Origin of the sequence: Pseudoalteromonas sp. PA2MD11 (genome assembly GCF_017808125.1) — a bacterium.
Classification (GTDB): Bacteria; Pseudomonadota; Gammaproteobacteria; order Enterobacterales; family Alteromonadaceae; genus Pseudoalteromonas; species Pseudoalteromonas simplex.
The window spans coordinates 79,003-99,385 of sequence record NZ_JADKNF010000003.1 but is presented as its reverse complement, the minus strand read 5'-3'; the positions used below and the strand labels follow the sequence as shown (position 1 = coordinate 99,385).

The window sequence follows — 20,383 nt, the reverse complement described above, 5'->3', positions numbered from 1 at the left end:
CTAATCTTGAGTTAGCCGTTTTTTAAGAAAAAAATAATAATCTCAGAAAGTTTTTTTCTGATAGGCAGGTCTTAGTTACTATGACAGAAAAACAAAAGCGATATGAAGCGCTGGTTCATGTCTACCACAGTGAGCTTTTTCGCTTTGCGTATTGGTTGTGTCGTGATCAGAACATTGCTGAAGACTTAGTGCAGGAAACCTTCCTGAGGGCTTGGCGTGCCTTGGATTCACTGCAAGACCAACAAGCAGTTAAACCTTGGCTGTTGACTATTTTGCGCCGCGAGAATGCACGCCGCTTTGAACGTAAACAATTTGATTACGCCGATGTTGAGAACGACACCCTTGTAGATGAACAAAGTTCAACCCTTGATGCTGAAATGGAACAAACAGTGATTCAACGACAAATAGGAAAGTTATCACAAGAATATCGAGAACCATTGCTGCTGCAAGTGGTAATGGGTTGCTCTGGCGATGAAATCGCCGAGATCCTCGATTTAAATAAAAATACTGTCATGACACGACTTTTTCGTGCCAGAAACCAGCTTAAAGAGGCTTTAAGCAGTGATGATGACCAACTTAGAGGAGCATCAAATTAATGGATGAACTCGAGTTTCGCCGCCGCATCCTCGCCGAGCCAAGCACTATTGATAAGGAACTTGAAGCGTTTGCCGAGCAGGACACAGATAAACAGGCGTTTATTGATGATGTACGTGCCTTTGACGATGAACTAAGCAAAGCACTTAACATCCCCGTGCCTGAAAATTTAGCACAGCGAATTATTGATAATACATATAGTTCTGAAGCAGAAAACGCTGAGCAACCGCTAGACACCATTGTTGAGGCTAAGTCACGCTTTGCCTTTAATCGACTGTATTTAGCCGCTGCAGCGTCATTTTTAGTGGCAATTAGTGTGTTCTTTGTCAGTAACAAACAACATACGTTATACAGTGTGGGTGAGCATGCCTTTGCGCACCTTTACCATGAAATTGGCTCGCTAGATAAACATGAAGCAATAGATCTTGCTTCGGTAAACGAAAAGTTTGCCACCATTGGCGGTCACTTAGATGAGCTACCAGGTAAAGTAACCTATTTAATGTTTTGTGATTTTCAGGGTAAAAAAGGCCTACACTTGGTATTTGAGTCAGATTTTGGCCCAATGACGGTATTCATTGTGCCTTCTGACGAGCAACCATTTGGCACTGGCTCTGATGATTTCAATGATGAGCGTTTCGCAGGCCACATCAACCGAGGCGATCGGGCTGATACTATCTTAATCGCGAGTATTGGTGCGCCACTTGATAGCTACAATAACATGATCAATGATGCCATTCGCTGGCTGCACTAATACCTACTCGTGGTAACACATATTACAGGCATAAAAAAACCGCAGTCACTGCGGTTTTTTATCGCTATAAAGCAAGTTACTTACAAACGTCTGCTACTGCATTTGCAAAGTAATCAATGTTTGCATCACTGATACCAGCAACGTTTACACGGCTAGAACCAACAATGTAGATTGAGTACTCTTTTTGTAAGCGCTCGATTTGCTCTTTATTAATACCTAGGAATGAGAACATACCATTTTGACGGTCAATAAATGAGAAGTCTTGCTCAATGCCTTTCGCTGCTAAGCTTTCTTTGATTAAAGTGCGCAAACCATTAATACGATTACGCATTTCATCAAGCTCGTCATGCCACATTTGCGTCAGCTCAGTGCTACCTAAAATCGTGCTAACAATATCAGCACCGTGAGCTGGCGGCATTGAGTAGATGCTACGTACAACGCTTAATAATACCGAGTTAGAGATATCAGCAGTTGCTGCATCTTTAGCAATAATTGAACATGCACCAATACGCTCGCGGTATAAACCGAAGTTTTTCGAACAAGAAGAACAGATGATTAGCTCATCTACCGCTGCTGCTAATTTACGAAGACCCGCTGCGTCTTCTTCAAGGCTTGAACCAAAACCTTGGTAAGCAATATCAACCAGTGGCGTGAAACCAACTTCAACAGCAAGATCAGCAACTGTGCTCCATTGCTCAGCATTTAAATCCATACCGCTTGGGTTGTGACAACATGCGTGGAATAACACCACATCACCTTTAGGCACTTGCTTAAGGGTATTAATCATATCATCAAATAAAAGGTCTTTATTTTCGTAATCGTAGTAAGGGTATTCTTTTACTGTTAAGCCCGCCGCTTCAAATAAGCTGATGTGGTTTGCCCACGTTGGCGTAGTGACCCATACTGTCGCATCTTTGTTGCAACGTTTGATAAATTCTGCTGCAACACGTAATGCACCTGTACCACCTGGTGCTTGTGCCGTGCGAACACGATTAGCTAAAAGTGCTGGATGCTCACCCAGTAATAAGTTTTCCATTTTTTGGCAGTAATCTAGGTTGCCTGCCAAGCCAATGTACGATTTACTGGTTTCGTTTTCTAAACGAAACGCTTCCGCTTTTTTAACCGCTTTTAATACCGGCGTATTGCCTTGCTCATCCTTATAAACACCTACACCCAAATCGATTTTCTTTGGGTTTGTATCTTGTTTAAAGGCCGCCATTAGGCCAAGAATAGGATCTGTTGGTAATGGTTTTAATTCTGAGAACATTGACTATCTCTTTTTATAGGGGTTAGCGTTGCCACTAGCTTAACATAAAAACCCAGCCTGATTACTAGTTAAATTAGACCAAGAGTTGAGGAATTTTAATACAACAAGCCACAAGTAATGCGAGGGTCTGCTGATCAAAGAAATCATTATTAAATGCTTCTGCATCTATAATACCTAAGCATTCATTTTTGTCTGATAACAGCGGTAGACAGGTCTCTGCTTTCACTTTAGGGTCGCAAGTATAATACTCACCACCTTGTGCAAGGTAATCGGCTACGTTATTGATCACACGCCCTTGTTTAGAAAGCGCAACTTGAACATTGTTACTGCCTTTAGCAAATGCTTCAGTTAGCGGGAATAATGGACGGCTCGGTGCACCATGATAAACCAGCTTTAATAACTGAGAACCTTCATTAGTCTCTGTCGCTTGATAAATACCAAACCAATCAACGTGAGTCTGGGCAACGACAAAATCGATGATTTGCTGAAGCTTGGCCAGCTTTTCAGTATTGGCAGCATCCTCTGCAACATAGTCGTTTAATTTGAATGGTTCATCTTGTAAGTAACCAAATAAACTACACGCACCACCCTCGCCTAGCTCAGGAATTTGGTATTCCCAGCGCACTGCAGGTAAAGCTGACTGTGCAAGGTAATGTTCAAGGTTTGATAATTGCTCAACAACCAAGCTTTCTGGTAAATCAAGTTGAGCAGTCGATAAGTAGTTAGAAATCATTTAGCCATCCAAACATCTATAATGCCAAGATGATAACATGCGATTTTACTGTGAGCTAGTACTGCTTGCTGTTAATTGATAATAAATTTCGACCTGATTGCCAGCACTATTAAATGTGACGCCAGTCGCAATTTCGCTCAGCAAACATAAACCTCTGCCATGCTCTCGCACTAAGTTTTGTTGCTCAGAATCTTGTTTGTTAAATCCATGTCCCGAGTCACAAATTGTAAAATACAAAGCATACTCTTCAGGGTTATAGCGGATATCAATGATAATTAATGCATCGGTTAAATTAGCTAATGCTTTTTCTCGTTGTTGATAATAAATTAAAAAACCATCGTCATGATTTTTCACATCAGAGTCGAGTCCTAAAACACCGTGATCAAGCGCATTATTATAAGCCTCAGATAAGATGAGAAAAATATTGGCTCGGTGAGCGTTTAAACCTGGTACCCGACTGATTACATTAACAACCTCTAAAACAGGATCAGTGCTTTTAATCTGCTTTGAATTTAAGCTTAAAGAGAAGTTAAATGGCAATTCAGAATAAGGTTCTACCATTTGTTCAGGTTCAGGCACCGGCAAACAATTTAACAACACTAAACTTAAATCGTCTTGCTGCTCGTTACCTTGTGCAAAACGCTTAACTCTTTCGAGCACTTGATGACAGGAAATGTTATCTCTAGAGGCAAGCACATCTTTAAACCGTTTTTCTCCAAAATAAACTTCTCTTGGATTAATCGTTTCAATAATTCCGTCAGTCGCCATAACGATTCGTGATGTAGTTTCAACCTCTGTATGGATCAAAGCGCGTTCAAATTCATCATCCTCTAAAATTCCCAACGCCATATGTTGAGATTCTAATGTACGAATTATATTTCCCTGCTGATCGATGATATAGGTGTCTGGCAGACCACCTAACCATGCAGAAACACTTTTACCTGTATTGCTAAGCTCTAGAATAGTTGCCGCACAAAACATATGCCCAGGTAATAACTTCGCCAATACTGAGTTAATCTCAGCTGCAATGTCACTTACCGACATGCCCTTACTTACCATCGTATAAAAGACTCTAGATGCCGGTAATGCACCAACAGCAGCAGCTAAGCCATGACCAGTAAAGTCTCCTAGCATACAATACAAGCTGCCAATTGGACTTTGCCCAACCAAGAACATGTCGCCATTAAACATAGCGGCAGGCGATAAATGAAAATCTAACTGGGTAGGGAATGACTGTTGGTTTTCAAGCGCGTTATTAAAAATGTGCTCGACAATTTCATGCTCACGTTCAACTTGATTTTGATGGTACTCAAGTTGTAAATTCTGCTCTCTTGCTTTTTGACTTAGGTTGCGAATGCGGCTGTGTGCTTTAATTTTCGCATTTAAGATTACCTCTTGGAATGGCTTGTGTAAAAAGTCATCCCCACCGACCGCTAAGCAGCGTTCAAAACTTGCTTCGTCTTCTAAAGAGGTTATAAAAATAATAGGTAAGTAAACTTGGCTGTAGCGCTCTTTTATAATTGCAGCTGTTTCAAAGCCGTCCATTACTGGCATAATGACATCAAGCAGTACGATGTCTATCTTTTGCTCGTCAAGAAGACTTAAAGCAACAAGTCCATTTTCGGCAGTGAAAACTCGGTAGCCTTGTTGCTCTAACATCACAGTTAATAAACGACGATTTAGCTCTAAATCATCGACTACCAATATATTAAGCATCAATCGATATCAAATTTTTTATCAAAACGAGATATTTGTAAGATTTTCTTTAATTGAGGCTGACAGTTACTTATTTGTATTGTATCAACTTTGCCCGTTAGGTTTTTTTTCATATTGAGCAACATACCTAATGCTGAACTGTCCATATAATCAGTTTCTCTAAGGTCAATAACGACTTTATTGATATTGCTGTTTAAGTCGGCGTATGCCTGACGAAAAGATTGCACCAAATTAAAATCAAACTTTCCTTTTATCTGTACGGTTAAAATAGCGCCATCAGCAGATGTACTGCGCGTCAAACTCATAATAAACTCCTATTTAACAAATCTTTCCGAAGACTTATCTAAATATAACTGCTTAGAACAAATAAGCCAAAAAATAAAACACTTAGGATTAAATTTGTTATCATTTATCTAAGCTTCTACAACGAGATCCACTATGAGCGAAAATAATCTAGTTTACTCAACTTCTACAGGGCGCATTGAACAACCCAAAGAAAGTAAACCTGCACAAAGTAAAATGTTTAAAGATGGTTTTTTACGAATCGAACGCCAAACAAAAGGACGCAAAGGTAAAGGTGTGATGTTAGTGGTTGGTATTGATAGCCAACAACATGACTTAAAAAAATTAGCCAAAACCATTAAAAGTAAGATGGGTCAAGGCGGTGCAGTAAAAGAGGGTATCATCGAAGTTCAAGGTGATGACAGAGATAAGCTAAAAGCGATTCTCGAAGCGCTGAAATTCAAAGTAAAAATAGCAGGGGGTTAACTTCCCCCCCTACTTTATTAATCATTCTTGATTAAATCTAGTGACTGTAAATGCTCACATAACTTAGGTAATTCAGCCTCACTCACAGGCGGACTGAAGTAATACCCTTGCACAACAAAGCAGTTATTATTTTGTAAAAACTCAATTTGCTCTTTAGTTTCGACCCCTTCAGCAACAACGTTAAGCTTAAGTTTTTGTGCCATTGCGATAATCGCAGCAGTGATCTCCATATCATTACTGTCTTCAGGGATATCTTTCACAAAAGAGCGGTCAACTTTTAAAATATCGACTGGAAAGCGTTTCAAATAACTCAGTGACGAGTATCCGGTACCAAAATCATCAATTGAAATTGAAACGCCAAGTGCTTTTAGTTGATGCAGTTGTAAGATCGCCGCCTCAACATGTCCCATTAACATACTTTCAGTCAATTCTAAGTGAATGCGTTTTGGTTCAACTCCTGTTTGCTTGATGATTTTATCAAGCGTCGACACCAAATTAGCATCTTTAAATTGACGTGCTGATAAGTTGATTGAAATATTATTTTTTAAGTCTTGGCTTGCTAAACGTGCAGCAAACTCACACGCTTCTTGCAATATCCACGCTCCAAGCTCAACAATCAAACCTGTAGCTTCAGCAATAGGAATGAATTTAGTTGGCGGTATCATACCTTCATTTGGATGGAACCATCGTATGAGTGCTTCATAGCCAACAACTTGATTCTTGCGACAATCTACTTGTGGCTGATAGTAAACCTGGAACTGCCCCTCACGAATACCTGTACGTAACTCATTTTCAATAAACAAGCGTTCATTGGCAGCAGCATTAAGCTCTTGGCTATAAAAGTGGTAAGTATTACGCCCTTTCGCTTTTGCTTCATACATAGCAAGGTCAGCATGCTTCAGTAGCTGGTCTTCCTCTTGGCTATCAAATGGTGCCATCGTGATACCAATACTGGCACTAATTATCACTTCATTGTTACCTAGTTTGATAGGCTCATTAAGAGTACGTTGAATGGTATTCGCCACTTCCATGGCGTGAGTTTGATGCTCAATACCACTTAACAGGACTGCGAACTCATCACCACCTAAACGTGCAATGGTATCTTCAGTGCGTAAACGCTTTTTCAAACGATTAGCAACTTCAACCAATAACTGATCGCCCGCATCGTGACCTAGCGTATCGTTGATACGTTTAAATTCATCTAAGTCAAAGTAAAATAAAGCAAATGCATAATGACCACGTTCAGCAAGTGCCATAGATTTGCGTAGCTGCATTCTAAAGAAAGTACGGTTTGCAAGCCCTGTTAATGTATCAAAATAGGCAAGCTGTTCCATTTTTCGCTGACTTTCTTTCACAAACGAAATATCTTGAGCTGAAGCCACGTAACTGGTGATTTCCCCCCCTTCTTCGCGGATTGGAGAAATACTCAATGAAACCCATACAGATTGACGCTCATTACCCTGTAATAAAGTATCTCCTCGCCAATAGTTACGGCTACGTAGGTCGATATCAATATCGTCAACTAAAATCGCCATTTCTTGAGAGATAATATTCATCAATGGTGAGCCAATAAAGTGGCGTTCCTCGAAACCCGTCATTTCAACCATTTTCGGGTTCACGTATTTGATTTCAAAGTCTTGATTAGTGATCACAACGCCTGTGCCTGAGAAGGCAACCGCTTTGGATAATCGGTTCGCTGCTTTTTCAGCTATTTCTTTTTCGCTAATGCGCTGATTTAGACCATCGATTAATTTACGAATTTCTATTGCCATGTCTCTAAAAGAGCCATTAAGCGTGCCTATTTCGTCTTTGTTCACTTTAGGAAATTCAGTTTGAAATTGCCCTTTGCCAAAACTAACAACCGCATTTACCAAAGAGTGAATACGACGCAGTACTAATTGATAAAGTGCTTGATGCAATAACAAAGCAACTAAAATAGCGTACAGGATAAACAAGCCAAAGAACTTTACTTTTAGCTCTTCAAGCGCAGAAAGTGCCGACGAGCGCTTTTTATAAATACCAATATACCAATTAAGGTTCTCGACTTTGCGGATATTGATAATATGGGTTTCACCATCTTGTACAAATGAATTTGCAGACTCTGGTAATTTTAAGCGAATGGTTTCAGACACTAATTTTTGTAGATCAGGATTAACAAAATCTTCAGTCAGTAACTTTTTACCTTCACGGCCATATTGCTCAAGCGTTGTTTTATCTAAATCAGGATGAGCTAAAAGCTGACCTTTCGCATCAAACACTAATAAATGTTGCTCACGATCGCCAATAGGCAGCTGTGCCAATAAGGTTTCAAGAGCAATATCACTACCAGTGACACCAAAAAATTCGTTATCAAGATAGATTGGCACAAGCACGCTTACTACCCACTTATGCCAAATAGTATCGTAATACACCTTTGACCATACAGCTTCTCGGCTCGGGTTTGTTGCAGCTTGTGCGTAATTAAATGTCTCGCCTTTGGTAAAGTCAAAATCGCCCGGTACATTGAGCGCCCAATTAGGTGGAGCAATACGTATAAAGTTATCTTTAGTGATTAAATAAAAATTAAAAAAGTCTTGGATAAGCGTTGGTGAGACAATTTTCCATAGCGATTCAGAATCGTTAATCAGCTGCTTATAAAAATTAGAGTACTGGTCTTGCGGAATAAATGAAGCTGATAAACCATCCTCAGAAGTGCTGCGAATACTGCCATCAACTGCAAACTTTATATCTGCGCTGCGGTTATTTTGTAGATGTGACTCATTATGCAGTAGCTGACTACTAACGACATTGTTAGCTTGCTCTGCAATATTTATTTTGGTGTTGATTAAGCGATTGAATTGACGACTCAAGCGTTCACTCGAATGCTTTAAAAGTTCGTGCTCTTCAAAAACAAGCTGTTTTTCTTCTGATTTAAGCATTAAAGCTGCAGCGCAAATGCCTGCAATTAAACAAATAGCAGAGATTAACAGCGACAATTTCATACTTAATGAATTCACCCCAAACCGGGATGGCGGTCGTCGATACACCACAGGACTACCTTATTAATAATTGTTATTATTTATTATGCAAAAACAAATATACCAGATTCATTTTTAGATTTATAAATTTTTTATGAAGATTAATGAAATTTCTGAGGAATCTTTTGCTTTGTCCAAAATAGCATGTTTATGCAGTTGACTTTACATAGAAGTATTTTTACATTAGTCCAATGAAACAAATTATCTCTCGCACTTATTTTTCTTTTTTTAGCTTCTTTAGATAGAGGAGGCTTAACTGTTTGCGAGATAATTTCACCGAATAGCTAAAGCCTCCCTCTTGGGAGGCTTTTTTGTTTGTGCACTGTTTTGGAATGAGGAAACCAACATGAGCATTGATACATTAAATGCGTTACGACACGATATAAATGAAATCGACTCCGACTTACTTGTGTTACTGGCTAAAAGACGCCGTATAAGCCACAGCGTAGTCGAATATAAAATAGCCAATAACAAACCAATTCGTGATGAAGCTCGCGAACAAGCACTACTGGAAAAACTAATCAGTTATGGTAAGTCATTAGGTCTTGACGCTTACTACATTAATAATGTGTTTCAAACTATTCTTGAAGACTCAGTTTTAAACCAGCAAGCCATGCTGCAAAAGAACCTCAACCCAGAAGCTATGAGCGAAAGCCATCGTGTTGCGTATTTGGGTGGGCAAGGCTCATATAGCCAACTAGCCTGCCATAAATACTTTAGCCGCCGCCCTGGCAAAGTGATTGAAATGGGTTGCTCTAGCTTTGAACAGATCACTGGTAAAGTTGAAAGTGGACAGGCTGATTTTGGCTTACTGCCAATTGAAAACACCAGCTCAGGAAGTATCAATGAAGTATTCGACTTATTACAACACGCACAAGTATCAATTGTAGGTGAAGTAACCCATAGCGTTGAGCACTGTTTATTAGCAGTGCCAGGTACTGAGCTATCTCATATCAATAAAATTTTTGCTCATCCACAACCTTTTGCTCAATGTAGCCGTTTCATTCAAGGCCTAGGTGACATTCAACATGAAACCTGTGATTCAACCTTCCACGCATTGCAATCTGCGGTTGAAACAGCAAATAGCGCCGCTATCGGCTCAGCTCAAGCTGGCAAAAATGTTGGTTTAGAAGTAATTAAGTCAGGCCTTGCAAACCAAAGCGAAAACCACAGCCGCTTTATTGTTGTCGCCCGTAAGCCGCTACAAGTATCGAAGCAAATTCCGACCAAAACCAGTTTAATCATGGCGACTAAACAACAAGCAGGTTCATTGGCTGATGCTTTAATGATTTTTAAACATCACCAAATTAACCTAGTAAAACTAGAATCTCGCCCCGTACCAGGAAATCCGTGGGAAGAAGTGTTTTATGTTGACCTCGAAGCAAACCTTGATGACTTACATGTTAAGCAAGCGCTTGAAGAGCTGAAAGAACACACTCAGTACACACGTGTATTAGGTTGTTACCAAAGTGAGTCTTTGCAGGCTGTTAGTGTGTAATAGCCTGCCTAGATATGACTAATGAAAAGGAGTCTGTCGACTCCTTTTTCGTATAATTTCATCTTAGATACTTGCACCCATAGCCCTGTCTAAGCATAATCTTGAAAACAATTTGAAATTGGATCTTTCATGAATTGGTTAGCAGAATTAGCAACTAAGAGAACACCTTGGTTATTACTAGCGTTTATTTCACTCGCATTTGAAGTCACAGCATTGTTTTTTCAATACAACATGGGACTTGAGCCATGCATCATGTGTATTTATCAGCGCACCGCTGTTTTAGGCTTACTTGCAGCGGGTGTGATTGGTGCGATTAACCCAAAAAGTATGGTTGTTCGCTTAGTCGCATTTGCCACTTGGGGTATCTCAGCAATTTGGGGTTACTTTATTGCTAAAGAACACATTGCAATGCAAAACAATACCGACCCGTTTGCATTTAGTTGTGCATTTGAACCTAACTTCCCAAGTTTTATGCCTTTGCATGAATGGATCCCTAGCTTCTTTGCTGCCACTGGTGATTGTGGCAATATCGATTGGCAGTTTGCTTCAATGAGCATGCCGGCATGGATGGAAGTGATTTTTGCAGCATTTTCAGTGGTATTTGTGGCTGTTTTAGTTAGCCGATTAGTGAGCAAAAAGTCGCTATAATGATTTATTTTTTTACTAGCCAAATCCCTACTTTAAAAAACTTTAAAGTAAGGCAACGCCAGCAGATTATTGCTCTTGCTTTAGCTCATTTAAGCCCGAGCAAAAAGATCATTTTATCGGTATGTAAGCTTGCCTTTTTAGCGCCATTATTTTTAGGTTTAGCTTACTTTGAAGGGTGGATGCTTATTCCTTGGTTGTTGTTAGCAGGTTTAAGTTACCCTCTTATCACAACACCTATCGAAAACATGTTCGCGTTAGCGCATTTAGACAAGGCTATCAATGAATTTAAACAGGGCGAATAACGCCCTGTATAGGTGATAACCTGCTATTTATAGTGTAATTTTCCCCTCAAGTTTAGCGAATAGCTTATCACCAATTCCTTTTACTTCTTTTAATTGTTCTAGCGACTTAAACGAGCCTTGCTTGGTGCGATGCTCGACAATCGCTTTCGCTTTTGATTCACCAATACCCGGTAATTGAGTTAGCTGCTCAATGCTGGCTTTATTAATACTCAGCTTTTGCATTTTAACTTGTGTTGCTTTGGTTGGTGTTTCGGCTGAGACCTGTGTAGCAGGTAGTAATGCAAGAGTAGCGGCAAGTAAAATACTTGATAGTAATTTCATAATTTCCTCCATGACGCCCTTGTTTGGACTGATAGTTAGCGATTACCCAACACTCACTCCATCGCTTGTGTTTAACTTTGGGTAACATTTTAAATAAAGCTAATACACAAAGTATTGTCAAATTTACTAAATAAAAATTTTCTCAAGTTACTTGCAAAGTAAGGCTCGAAGCATTACTGTATATAAAAACAGTAATCTTAGCAGCGATTTTACGCTGCAATGCCAGGCTTAAATGCAGGAGAAATCATGGCTGTTGTTGTTAAATATGTTGTAGAAAGAAACGGAGTCGAGCGCATGACGTTTACTACTAAGAAAGAAGCTGATGCGTATGACAAAATGCTCGACATTGCTGAGTCATTAGAACTTATGCTTGAAAAAGTTGATGTACCATTAAGCGAGCAACAAATTGAGTCACTGGCGCTTGAAATGGCAAAAGAAAAAGACCAATTTATGGCGGTACTTAAAGGTGCAAAAGACGCGCCAGCTAAACCTAAAAAAGCAAAGTCAGACGATAACGTTGCTGATATAAAAGAAAAAGCGGCAAGCTAAACGCAAATTTAGATCATAAAAAAAGGGCAACATCCGTTGCCCTTTTTTGTGTTTAATCAAAAACTACAATGACGATTCAACTTCATCAAATAAGTCTGTAATTTCTTTTTTCGGCTCAGCCGTCATAAGGCTTACAACAACAATGGCAATTGTTGATAAAATAAAGCCAGGGACAATCTCATAAATGATTGCACTTAGTGCTTGGCCATCAATAGTAATTGGCGCGTATATCCAAAACAGCACTGTTGCTGCACCAACAACCATGCCACTAATAGCCCCTTGTAAGTTCATGCGTTTCCAGTAAAGGCTCAGTAGCACCAGTGGACCAAATGCTGCACCGAAACCAGCCCATGCATTACTTACTAAGTCTAAAATAGAGCTATTACGGTCATAAGCTAGGTAAATAGCAAATAAGGCAACTAAGATAACACTAATACGACCAACTAAAACCAGTTCTTTTTGAGATGCACTACGGTTTAAGTAAATTTTGTAGAAATCTTCAGTTAAAGAGCTTGAACACACTAACAACTGTGAAGAGATGGTACTCATAATCGCTGCTAAAATTGCTGCCAATAAGAAACCGGCAATTAAAGGATGGAAGATAAGCTCAGACAACACTAAGAAAATAGTTTCTTTATCATCAATAGGCATTTGGTTTTCAAGCATATAAGCAGCACCAAATAGACCAGTTAGCACAGCACCTATTGCTGATAGCGTCATCCACGACATACCCACACGACGCATGGTTGGCATATCTTTCACTGAACGTACAGACATAAAACGCACAATAATATGTGGCTGACCAAAATAACCAAGGCCCCATGCCATTGCTGAAATAATCGCTATAGTCGAACCACCTGCAAACCAATCCATCATATTAAGTGCATGAATTTCTGATTCTTTTGGTGAGCTTAATAATAAGTCATAGCGTGCATTGGCAAGTGTATCCATAACTGGCTGATCAAGCATGGTAAACGTCGCAATTGGCACAGCCAGCAGCGAGATAAACATGATACAACCTTGCACAAAGTCAGTCAGGCTCACGGCTAAGAAGCCACCAAACAAGGTATATAACACGACGACACCTGTTGTGATGTATAGACCCATTTCGTAGCTCATATTAAATGAGTTTTCGAACAACTTACCACCTGCAACAACACCTGATGAGGTATATAAAGTAAAGAAAACAATGATTACAATCGCAGAGATAACACGCAGAATATTCTTATTATCATCAAAGCGGTTTGCGAAGTAATCAGGAATGGTGATTGAGTCATTCGCCTTTTCTGTGTAAACACGCAAGCGAGGCGCGACTAAGAAGTAGTTAGCCCAAGCACCGAGTACTAGACCAATGGCAATCCAAACCTTACTTAAACCAAACAAGTACATTGCACCTGGTAGGCCCATTAGCAGCCAACCACTCATGTCAGATGCGCCAGCTGAAAGCGCAGCAACACTTGGTGATAAATTACGACCACCTAGCATATAGCCTGATACATCGTCGGTAGATTGCTTATAAGCATATAGCCCAATCCCCAACATGACGATGAAGTACAATGCTAACGAAATTATCATTCCTGTTTCCAAATTAGCCTCCAAAAGTTGTTTAATGTTGGCTTTTAATCCGAATAATGACTCGCAAGTTATTTAATTTAAAGACATTATTGGGGTAAAAACCTATATCACCCACGACTATATCATGCTTACCCCCCTTAACTCCAATCAAGCAGATAAATGACAAAGCTCAATTTTTCAACTTTTATCTAACATTTTTCTTATATTTAATCGCAAGTTATAGAATTTATCTGCAAATTATCCTAGTCTTTAATTCTTAATAAAATAATAACTTTTCCTCGCAAATGAACATTTAGCTAATGCTATTTCAGGCACAATGCAATATATTGCGAGAAGTAAATGAATTAACAGATGTGGACATGTTTGGACTATGTATTTTTACGCTGCACGCCAACCTATTTTAGACAGGGATAAAAAACTAATTGGCTACGAGCTTTTATTTCGAGATGGCGTAGACAATGTTTTTCCTGATATTGATGGCGATGAAGCAACGTCACGACTTATTGAAGGCAGCCAATTTAATTTTGGTTTAGAGGATTTAACGGATAACAAACCTGCTTATATCAACTTTACTCTAGAAACCTTGCAAAAGGGTTATCCACTTTTACTTGGTAAAGAGCAGGTGGTAGTAGAGATATTAGAAACAATCCAACCAGGTAAACGCCTACTGGCATTAGTTAAAGATCTAAAAGAAAAAGGCTATATACTTGCACTTGATGATTACATTCACCAACCTGTATGGCGACACTTTTATCCTTACATCGATATTATTAAGATTGACTTTCTAACTTGTGATGTAGACTCAATAAAAGCGATCATCGAGGCTATTAAGCCGTATCCACACATAAAGTTGCTTGCTGAGAAAGTTGAAACATACGAAAAGTATCAGCTTGCCCTAGAAATGGGCTTTAGCTACTTCCAAGGGTTTTTCTTTTCAAAACCTGAGATGGTACAAAGCAAAACTTTGCCACCTTCTGAGATGGCTCTTGCCGAGCTTCTATACGAAACATCGAGTATTGATCTAAACCTCAGAAAAATCACTGAGGTATTTGAACGTGACGTTAACTTATCTTATAAGTTGCTACGCTACTCAAACTCAGCGGCCTTTAAACGTCGCGCTGAAATCAGCACAATTAAACAAGCGCTTATTGTTTTAGGCAGTGAAGAAATTAAACGTTTCTTATCACTTTTATTTGCAGCGCAAGTCGCAGCAGATAAGCCAGCCGAACTAATTCGCCTTTCATTGACCCGTGCTCGGTTTGCTGAATTATTGGCAATCAGCCACGGCAAAATGCGAGATACTGGTATGGCATTTTTAACGGGTATGATGTCGTTAATGGATGCAATCCTCGACGAAGATATGCCAAGTGTAATGAACAAGTTACCGCTGACTATTGAAATTAAAGATGCGCTACTCAAAGATGAAGGCTTATTAGCAACGTATTTAAAGCTGGTAAAATTTTATGAGCAAGCAAATTGGGAAAAAGCGAAAGAAATCCAACAACAACTTGGACTTAAACCTGAAGAAGTACCGGACGCTTACCATGATGCATTAAGTTGGTCTAATGACCAAATGAGTGTGTTTGGGGACTGATGAATACCCATCCCTTAACGATATAAAAATGCCAGCAATTGCTGGCATTTTTATTTAACACTTTTAAAGATTCTCTAAGAAATCTTCGTCAAAGTCATCTGGTTCTTTTTCTAGTGGCGGATTACCATCATGTAGCTCATATAATTGACGCTGGAAGTAGATATCCTTCATGAAGATATAAGGGTCTAGCGACTCATTTAATAGGCTCTCTTGTGGCATTAATGAAGCACGGGCTTCAACCGCTTTAAGTGCAAACACTAATATTGTTTGAGGTGTTGTTAGTGTTATTTCAGGTAATACGAAATTATCAACAACATCACCAGTTAGGTTTCGTGCGGTACTTGGTCCCATACCAGGGATCATCAAGTAAGCACCATCACCCACTCCCCATACACCAAGAGTTTGGCCAAAATCTTCATCGACAATTTCTAAGCCCAGCGATGAAGCAACATCAAAAAAACCGAGTAGACCTACTGTAGAGTTCACTAAAAAGCGCGCCAAGCTAATACCCATATTACCAGGCTTACCCTGCAGACCAGCATTGACCATATCCGTTGGTGCGGTGATGTTATCGGTAAAATTAACAATGCTACGTCTTACCGGTGTTGGCGTTACTGTAACGTAGCCAACAGCTGCTGGGCGAAGAATATAGGCGTCAAGCACGTCCATATTAAAATCATACATTGGACGGTTGAACGACTGTAATGGGTCTCGCTCATCCGCTTTTTCTTCAGGTATTTGTGCGCATCCTGCAAGCACTACAAAAAAGATAAAAAATATACTGTGCCTAAACATCGGCTATCCTTAAGGTATTAACTCATTAATTAGCAAAGAATATTCTTTCACGTTTGCACGTTCTAAAATACCCGACTTGCCTTCCAACTCGCCGCTAGAAGTTACCACAGTTGCATCTTTTGATAAACGCGCAGTTAAAATAATTTTATCGACACTTGATAAATTCAGACCTTCAACCATGGCATTCGAATCACTCAATGTCACTGTTAGCGGAAAGCTGTATTCCGTCATTTTTACCACAGCTAATGGCATTTGTGGGCCACTGGCTGCTTTTGCAAAAACAAACAAGGTGCCGTTTTGTGGCTGCGAATCTGCTAGAGCTGAGTCTAAATCAACTGTGATGCTAATTTCACTGTGTGAAGCTTCTGCAATTTCTGTATTTGTAACTTGCTGCTGATTATTTAAGTGAGCATCAATTTCAGCAATACGCTCTGCAATCATGCTATAACGCGGATCATTTTGCTGCATACTTGCAAGCAGTACTTCAAACGCAGTTTTAGCTTGCAGCCAATCCTTGCGCTCATAAGCAATCAGAGCTAACAATGAGATTGCATCAATATTGGTCGGCTCTGCTTTTAACACTCTCGATAACATCGTTGCTGCACGTGACATATTCGCATCACTGCCTTCCATTAGCAGAACTTGCGAGTAGCTGATCAGCACTTGCTTGTTATCCGGGTTCATTTTTAGCACTTTATCAAATGACTGCATCGCCATATCAAATTCATTTAATGACATCGCAACACGACCTAGCAGCATCCACGCCACTTCATCATCACCACTTTGATCAAGCTTGGTACGCAATGCTAAAGCAAATGCTTGCAACTCATTCGGTGTCAATGGCTCACCATCTTGCATTACGGCACGTTCACCATATGACTTAAGGTTTGCCATCGCGTCATGCCAGCCTTTTATTTGCTGCTGACTACCCGTGTAACCGTAAAAGATAGCCGTTAAAACAATTAAAAAGCCAGCGCCAGTAAGGGCAAAAATACGGTTGTTACCTTTACTATTTAGCGCTTTTTCTGGAGACAGCTCATTGAGCAAACGACGTTTTTGTTCGATAACTGATTCGTCGTGCATTTGTGCATCAATACGTTGGTTATCTAAGTCTGTTTTAAGCTCATCTAAACGTTGATGATAAATTCGGATTAACTCCGAGTTTGCATTGTGATCAAGGCGTTGAATACGTTCGCGTTTAAAAAAAGGAACGACAACAAATAGCAATGCAACCAGTGTGAGTAAAACAAAAGAAGCCCACATTAATGCCATCTAGCTTTGCTCCTGACGTTGATTTTGTTCAATTAACTTTGCAAGTAGTGCCTCGTCTTGCTCTGTCCATGTTTGTTTTACCGATGCCTTACGTTGGCGTAAAACAATAAACCCAAAGCCAAGTACCACAATCAATACTGGCAATACCCATAATACTAAGGTTGCGGGTGTTACGGGTGGATCGTAATGTACGAAGTAGCCATAACGGTCAATCATATAATCGATGACTTCATCTTTAGTTTTGCCATCTTTTACCAGCGCTAACACTTTGTCGCGTAAGTCTTTGGCTACAACCGCGTCTGAGTCGGCAATGTTTTGGTTTTGACATTTAGGGCAACGCAGCTCTTTGGTAAGCTCACTGAAGCGTACAGCTTGCTCTTTATCATCAAATTGATATTTGTCTTGCTCTGCAAATGTGCTAAATGTGATAAGCAAACTTGCTAAAAAAATCACGAGTCTCATTACTGTAACTCCTGCATTAACGGTGCGAATTTGGCTCGCCACACACGCGGATTAATATCGCCGGTATGGTGTAGCAAAATGGTGCCTTGCTTATCAACTAAGAAGGTCTCTGGCGCGCCAGACACCCCTAAATCAAGGGCTAATGTGCGCTTTAAATCTAAGATATTGAATTGATATGGGTCGCCAGCACGATTAAGCATACTAGTAACGTCTTCGCGTAGTGCGTTAATATCAAACTGGCCATCAAAGTCAGGGTCGTAGCCTTGCTCGTAGTATAAGCCAACAATCTTAACGCCCTGCTCTCTAAGTTCAGTTAAATAGCCTAACTCAGCTAAACAGGTCGGGCACCATGTGCCCCACACATTGAGTAAGTAAACTTCACCTTTTAAATCACTATCTGTCCAACGCGTTGACTCATCCATCAAGTCTGGCAAGTTGAAAGCTGGCATAGCCTGCCCAATACGCCCAGTTTGCAGCTCACGCGGGTTAGCAAACAAGCCTTGATATAAAAACACACACAGTAAAACGAAAACCAGTAAAGGTGCTAGTGCGAGTAGTTTACGGTTCATGCTGATGCCTCCTGCTTAGTCGATTTTTGGCGATAGCGTTTATCACCAAGCACTAAAAAGCCTGCCAGTGAAATCAAGATACCACCGAGCCACATCCAACGAACATAAGGCTTATGGTAAATACGTAACGACCACGCACCTTGGCTTAATTGCTCACCCAGTGCTAGGTATAAGTCACGCGTAAAGCCAGCATCAACAGCTGCTTCTGTCATAAACTGCATGCCAATGTCATAACGGCGTTTTTCAGCATGTAAAACGGTTACTTGTTTATCATTTTTCAGCACAGTGACAACCCCAGCATGGCCGCTATAGTTAGCGCCGCGAATAGACTTAACACCATCAAAACGGTACTGGTATTCATTTAAAGCCACAGTGTCACCCGGCTTCATTGATACATCACGCTCTACTGAATAAGCAGAGGTTAACGTTACACCTGCAATCACGAACGCTAAACCAACGTGACCTAATACCATCGCCCAATAGCTTAGTCCTAAACGTTTAAAGCCTTCACCTAAGGTTTTGTGAATGGTTACTTTTGCTGCTAAATCAACCACTGTAGTAACAACAATCCATACCGCTAGCGTAGTTGCAATAAAGGTAATTGGCGCAATTACATCGTAACTTGAATATAACCACGCCGCTGTTGCTACTAGGCTAACTACAGCCGATAGCGCAAATTTATTTTGCAACATTGACCATTTATTTTGTTTCCAGCGTAACAGCGGGCCCATACCCATTAAAATGGCAAACGGCACCAGTAGAATCGCAAACATCTTGTTGAAGAACGGCTCACCAATCGAAATGCTGCCTAAGCCAAGCTCTTTATGGACCATAGGTAATAATGTGCCTAATAATACAATCAGCGTTGCCACAACTAAGAAAATATTATTTAACCAAAGCGCAACTTCACGTGAGGCAAACTTATAACGTCCTTCACTTTTCACCTGCGAAACACGCAGTGCATAAAGCGATAAACCACCACCTACCACAATGGCTAAGAATGCTAAAATAAACATACCGCGGTTAGGATCTGAGGCAAAAGCATGCACAGATACAATGATACCCGAGCGAACAATAAAGGTACCCAGTAAGCTTAACGAGAATGCTGCAATAGCCAACAATACGGTCCACGACTTAAATACACCGCGCTTTTCGGTGGTTGATAATGAGTGCAGCAATGCGGTTGCCACAAGCCATGGCATTAATGATGCGTTTTCAACGGGATCCCAGAACCACCAGCCGCCCCAGCCAAGTTCAGAGTATGCCCACCAACTACCAATGGTAATACCGAGTGTTAAAAAACCCCATGCTGTCATAGTCCAAGGACGAGACCACTTAGCCCAAGTATTATCAAGCTTACCTGTAAGTAACGCTGCAATAGCAAATGAGAACGACACAGATAAACCCACATAGCCCATATAGAGCAATGGCGGGTGAATGATCATACCCGGGTCTTGCAATAACGGATTTAAATCGCGACCTTCAACAGGGAAATACGGTAATAAGCGCTCAAATGGGCTCGACATTAATAAGGTGTATAACATAAAGCCAACACCTAAAAAGCCTAGTACACCCAGTACACGAGCACGTAATACCCAAGGTAATGATTGCGAACGCATAGCAACTACAGCGGTCCAACCCGCTTGCATTACTAACCAGAGTAAAATTGCCCCTTCATGACCACCCCATGTCGAGGTTATTTTGTAGTACCAAGGTAAGGTGCTACTTGAGTGATAAGCAACATACGAAACAGTAAAGTCGTCGGTTAAACTGGCATAAACAAGTGCAGCAAAAGACAAAAGTACAAATACGAATTGTCCAATTGCCAGTGATGGAGCGGCACGCATTAAACGTAAATTGCCGGTATGCGCGCCCCACAAAGGAAAAATACACAATAGAACACTGAGCACCATGGCCAGTGTTAAAGAAAAATAACCGAGTTCTGGGATCAT

19 protein-coding genes and 1 pseudogene are annotated in these 20,383 nt (G+C 40.3%); 8 read left to right on the top strand and 12 right to left on the bottom strand.

What is annotated here, in order from left to right; all coding sequences use genetic code 11:
* Positions 1-47: 47 nt before the first annotated feature.
* Together ISP07_RS05195 and ISP07_RS05190 are read left to right on the top strand one after the other, a co-directional pair.
* Positions 48-596, top strand: a pseudogene (locus ISP07_RS05195) (sigma-70 family RNA polymerase sigma factor); the annotation flags it as partial.
* Positions 596-1,345: a DUF3379 family protein gene (locus ISP07_RS05190; protein ID WP_209327021.1), complete on the top strand. Its 750-nt coding sequence runs from the start codon at positions 596-598 to the stop codon at positions 1,343-1,345. The pseudogene ISP07_RS05195 and the gene ISP07_RS05190, both read left to right, overlap by 1 nt.
* Positions 1,346-1,421: 76 nt before the next feature.
* Here ISP07_RS05190 and ISP07_RS05185 read toward each other — a convergent pair whose 3' ends face one another.
* The 4 genes from ISP07_RS05185 to ISP07_RS05170 all read right to left on the bottom strand — a co-directional run bounded on the left by ISP07_RS05185 (position 1,422) and on the right by ISP07_RS05170 (position 5,366).
* Positions 1,422-2,612, bottom strand: coding sequence for an amino acid aminotransferase (locus ISP07_RS05185; RefSeq protein WP_054553227.1), 1,191 nt, complete (start codon positions 2,610-2,612; stop codon positions 1,422-1,424).
* A gap of 73 nt (positions 2,613-2,685) precedes the next feature.
* The gene (locus ISP07_RS05180) at positions 2,686-3,345 is read right to left on the bottom strand and encodes a GAF domain-containing protein (protein WP_209327020.1); all 660 of its coding nucleotides are present in this window, start codon (positions 3,343-3,345) and stop codon (positions 2,686-2,688) included.
* Positions 3,346-3,390: 45 nt separating this feature from the next.
* The gene (locus ISP07_RS05175; RefSeq protein WP_209327019.1) at positions 3,391-5,061 is read right to left on the bottom strand and encodes an ATP-binding SpoIIE family protein phosphatase; all 1,671 of its coding nucleotides are present in this window, start codon (positions 5,059-5,061) and stop codon (positions 3,391-3,393) included.
* The gene (locus tag ISP07_RS05170) at positions 5,061-5,366 is read right to left on the bottom strand and encodes an STAS domain-containing protein (protein ID WP_054553230.1); all 306 of its coding nucleotides are present in this window, start codon (positions 5,364-5,366) and stop codon (positions 5,061-5,063) included. The genes ISP07_RS05175 and ISP07_RS05170 overlap by 1 nt, the downstream gene beginning before the upstream one ends.
* Positions 5,367-5,499: 133 nt before the next feature.
* Between ISP07_RS05170 and ISP07_RS05165 the strand changes: the two genes are divergently transcribed.
* Positions 5,500-5,829, top strand: a complete 330-nt coding sequence (locus ISP07_RS05165; protein WP_054553231.1) for a translation initiation factor — start codon at positions 5,500-5,502, stop codon at positions 5,827-5,829.
* 17 nt (positions 5,830-5,846) lie between these two features.
* Here ISP07_RS05165 and ISP07_RS05160 read toward each other — a convergent pair whose 3' ends face one another.
* A complete protein-coding gene (locus tag ISP07_RS05160) occupies positions 5,847-8,810 on the bottom strand; it encodes an EAL domain-containing protein (protein ID WP_228290523.1) in 2,964 nt (987 codons plus the stop codon).
* Positions 8,811-9,192: 382 nt separating this feature from the next.
* On the opposite strand from ISP07_RS05160, the gene ISP07_RS05155 reads away from it, so the two are divergent.
* The 3 genes from ISP07_RS05155 (at position 9,193) to ISP07_RS05145 (ending at position 11,294) form a co-directional block, all read left to right on the top strand.
* Positions 9,193-10,344, top strand: coding sequence for a chorismate mutase (locus ISP07_RS05155; protein ID WP_209327017.1), 1,152 nt, complete (start codon positions 9,193-9,195; stop codon positions 10,342-10,344).
* Between the two features lie 129 nt (positions 10,345-10,473).
* Positions 10,474-10,992 (top strand): disulfide bond formation protein DsbB, encoded by a 519-nt coding sequence (gene dsbB, locus ISP07_RS05150; protein ID WP_138618583.1) that lies wholly within the window; start codon positions 10,474-10,476, stop codon positions 10,990-10,992.
* Positions 10,992-11,294 carry a DUF6170 family protein gene (locus tag ISP07_RS05145; RefSeq protein ID WP_054553234.1) on the top strand — a complete coding sequence of 101 codons (303 nt, stop codon included), beginning with the start codon at positions 10,992-10,994 and terminating at the stop codon, positions 11,292-11,294. Before dsbB ends, ISP07_RS05145 begins: the two co-directional genes overlap by 1 nt.
* 27 nt (positions 11,295-11,321) lie before the next feature.
* Here the strand turns inward: ISP07_RS05145 and ISP07_RS05140 are convergent, their stop codons facing one another.
* Complete coding sequence (locus ISP07_RS05140; protein ID WP_054553235.1) at positions 11,322-11,615, bottom strand: ComEA family DNA-binding protein; 294 nt, start codon at positions 11,613-11,615, stop codon at positions 11,322-11,324.
* A 246-nt stretch (positions 11,616-11,861) separates the two neighbouring features.
* Between ISP07_RS05140 and ISP07_RS05135 the strand changes: the two genes are divergently transcribed.
* On the top strand, positions 11,862-12,164 hold the full coding sequence (locus tag ISP07_RS05135) for a YebG family protein (RefSeq protein WP_054553324.1): 303 nt from the start codon (positions 11,862-11,864) through the stop codon (positions 12,162-12,164).
* A gap of 63 nt (positions 12,165-12,227) precedes the next feature.
* Here the strand turns inward: ISP07_RS05135 and putP are convergent, their stop codons facing one another.
* The gene (gene putP / locus ISP07_RS05130; RefSeq protein ID WP_054553236.1) at positions 12,228-13,739 is read right to left on the bottom strand and encodes a sodium/proline symporter PutP; all 1,512 of its coding nucleotides are present in this window, start codon (positions 13,737-13,739) and stop codon (positions 12,228-12,230) included.
* Between the two features lie 370 nt (positions 13,740-14,109).
* On the opposite strand from putP, the gene ISP07_RS05125 reads away from it, so the two are divergent.
* On the top strand, positions 14,110-15,333 hold the full coding sequence (locus ISP07_RS05125) for an EAL and HDOD domain-containing protein (protein ID WP_054553237.1): 1,224 nt from the start codon (positions 14,110-14,112) through the stop codon (positions 15,331-15,333).
* A gap of 63 nt (positions 15,334-15,396) precedes the next feature.
* On the opposite strand, the gene ISP07_RS05120 is transcribed toward ISP07_RS05125, so the two are convergent.
* The 5 genes from ISP07_RS05120 to ISP07_RS05100 are packed head-to-tail and all read right to left on the bottom strand — an operon-like array spanning position 15,397 to position 20,383.
* Positions 15,397-16,128, bottom strand: a complete 732-nt coding sequence (locus tag ISP07_RS05120) for a VacJ family lipoprotein (RefSeq protein ID WP_138599025.1) — start codon at positions 16,126-16,128, stop codon at positions 15,397-15,399.
* A 9-nt stretch (positions 16,129-16,137) separates the two neighbouring features.
* The gene (gene ccmI / locus ISP07_RS05115) at positions 16,138-17,400 is read right to left on the bottom strand and encodes a c-type cytochrome biogenesis protein CcmI (protein WP_209327016.1); all 1,263 of its coding nucleotides are present in this window, start codon (positions 17,398-17,400) and stop codon (positions 16,138-16,140) included.
* Positions 17,401-17,862: a cytochrome c-type biogenesis protein gene (locus ISP07_RS05110; RefSeq protein WP_209327015.1), complete on the bottom strand. Its 462-nt coding sequence runs from the start codon at positions 17,860-17,862 to the stop codon at positions 17,401-17,403. It abuts the gene before it with no gap.
* Positions 17,862-18,431, bottom strand: coding sequence for a DsbE family thiol:disulfide interchange protein (locus ISP07_RS05105; protein ID WP_138599028.1), 570 nt, complete (start codon positions 18,429-18,431; stop codon positions 17,862-17,864). Before ISP07_RS05105 ends, ISP07_RS05110 begins: the two co-directional genes overlap by 1 nt.
* Entirely contained in the window at positions 18,428-20,383 is a 1,956-nt protein-coding gene (locus tag ISP07_RS05100) for a heme lyase CcmF/NrfE family subunit (RefSeq protein WP_209327014.1), read from the bottom strand. Before ISP07_RS05100 ends, ISP07_RS05105 begins: the two co-directional genes overlap by 4 nt.

Excerpts from the sequence above, each read along its gene's own strand:
- putP (WP_054553236.1), bottom strand. The coding sequence starts at position 13,739 with ATGATAATTTCGTTAGCATTGTACTTCATCGTCATGTTGGGGATTGGG.
- ISP07_RS05160 (WP_228290523.1), bottom strand. The coding sequence starts at position 8,810 with ATGAAATTGTCGCTGTTAATCTCTGCTATTTGTTTAATTGCAGGCATT.
- ISP07_RS05140 (WP_054553235.1), bottom strand. The coding sequence starts at position 11,615 with ATGAAATTACTATCAAGTATTTTACTTGCCGCTACTCTTGCATTACTA.
- ISP07_RS05145 (WP_054553234.1), top strand. The coding sequence starts at position 10,992 with ATGATTTATTTTTTTACTAGCCAAATCCCTACTTTAAAAAACTTTAAA.
- ISP07_RS05175 (WP_209327019.1), bottom strand. The coding sequence starts at position 5,061 with ATGCTTAATATATTGGTAGTCGATGATTTAGAGCTAAATCGTCGTTTA.
- ISP07_RS05185 (WP_054553227.1), bottom strand. The coding sequence starts at position 2,612 with ATGTTCTCAGAATTAAAACCATTACCAACAGATCCTATTCTTGGCCTA.
- ISP07_RS05165 (WP_054553231.1), top strand. The coding sequence starts at position 5,500 with ATGAGCGAAAATAATCTAGTTTACTCAACTTCTACAGGGCGCATTGAA.
- ccmI (WP_209327016.1), bottom strand. The coding sequence starts at position 17,400 with ATGGCATTAATGTGGGCTTCTTTTGTTTTACTCACACTGGTTGCATTG.
- ISP07_RS05125 (WP_054553237.1), top strand. The coding sequence starts at position 14,110 with ATGTATTTTTACGCTGCACGCCAACCTATTTTAGACAGGGATAAAAAA.
- ISP07_RS05135 (WP_054553324.1), top strand. The coding sequence starts at position 11,862 with ATGGCTGTTGTTGTTAAATATGTTGTAGAAAGAAACGGAGTCGAGCGC.
- ISP07_RS05170 (WP_054553230.1), bottom strand. The coding sequence starts at position 5,366 with ATGAGTTTGACGCGCAGTACATCTGCTGATGGCGCTATTTTAACCGTA.
- ISP07_RS05190 (WP_209327021.1), top strand. The coding sequence starts at position 596 with ATGGATGAACTCGAGTTTCGCCGCCGCATCCTCGCCGAGCCAAGCACT.
- ISP07_RS05100 (WP_209327014.1), bottom strand. The coding sequence starts at position 20,383 with ATGATCCCAGAACTCGGTTATTTTTCTTTAACACTGGCCATGGTGCTC.
- dsbB (WP_138618583.1), top strand. The coding sequence starts at position 10,474 with ATGAATTGGTTAGCAGAATTAGCAACTAAGAGAACACCTTGGTTATTA.
- ISP07_RS05180 (WP_209327020.1), bottom strand. The coding sequence starts at position 3,345 with ATGATTTCTAACTACTTATCGACTGCTCAACTTGATTTACCAGAAAGC.
- ISP07_RS05120 (WP_138599025.1), bottom strand. The coding sequence starts at position 16,128 with ATGTTTAGGCACAGTATATTTTTTATCTTTTTTGTAGTGCTTGCAGGA.
- ISP07_RS05110 (WP_209327015.1), bottom strand. The coding sequence starts at position 17,862 with ATGAGACTCGTGATTTTTTTAGCAAGTTTGCTTATCACATTTAGCACA.
- ISP07_RS05155 (WP_209327017.1), top strand. The coding sequence starts at position 9,193 with ATGAGCATTGATACATTAAATGCGTTACGACACGATATAAATGAAATC.
- ISP07_RS05105 (WP_138599028.1), bottom strand. The coding sequence starts at position 18,431 with ATGAACCGTAAACTACTCGCACTAGCACCTTTACTGGTTTTCGTTTTA.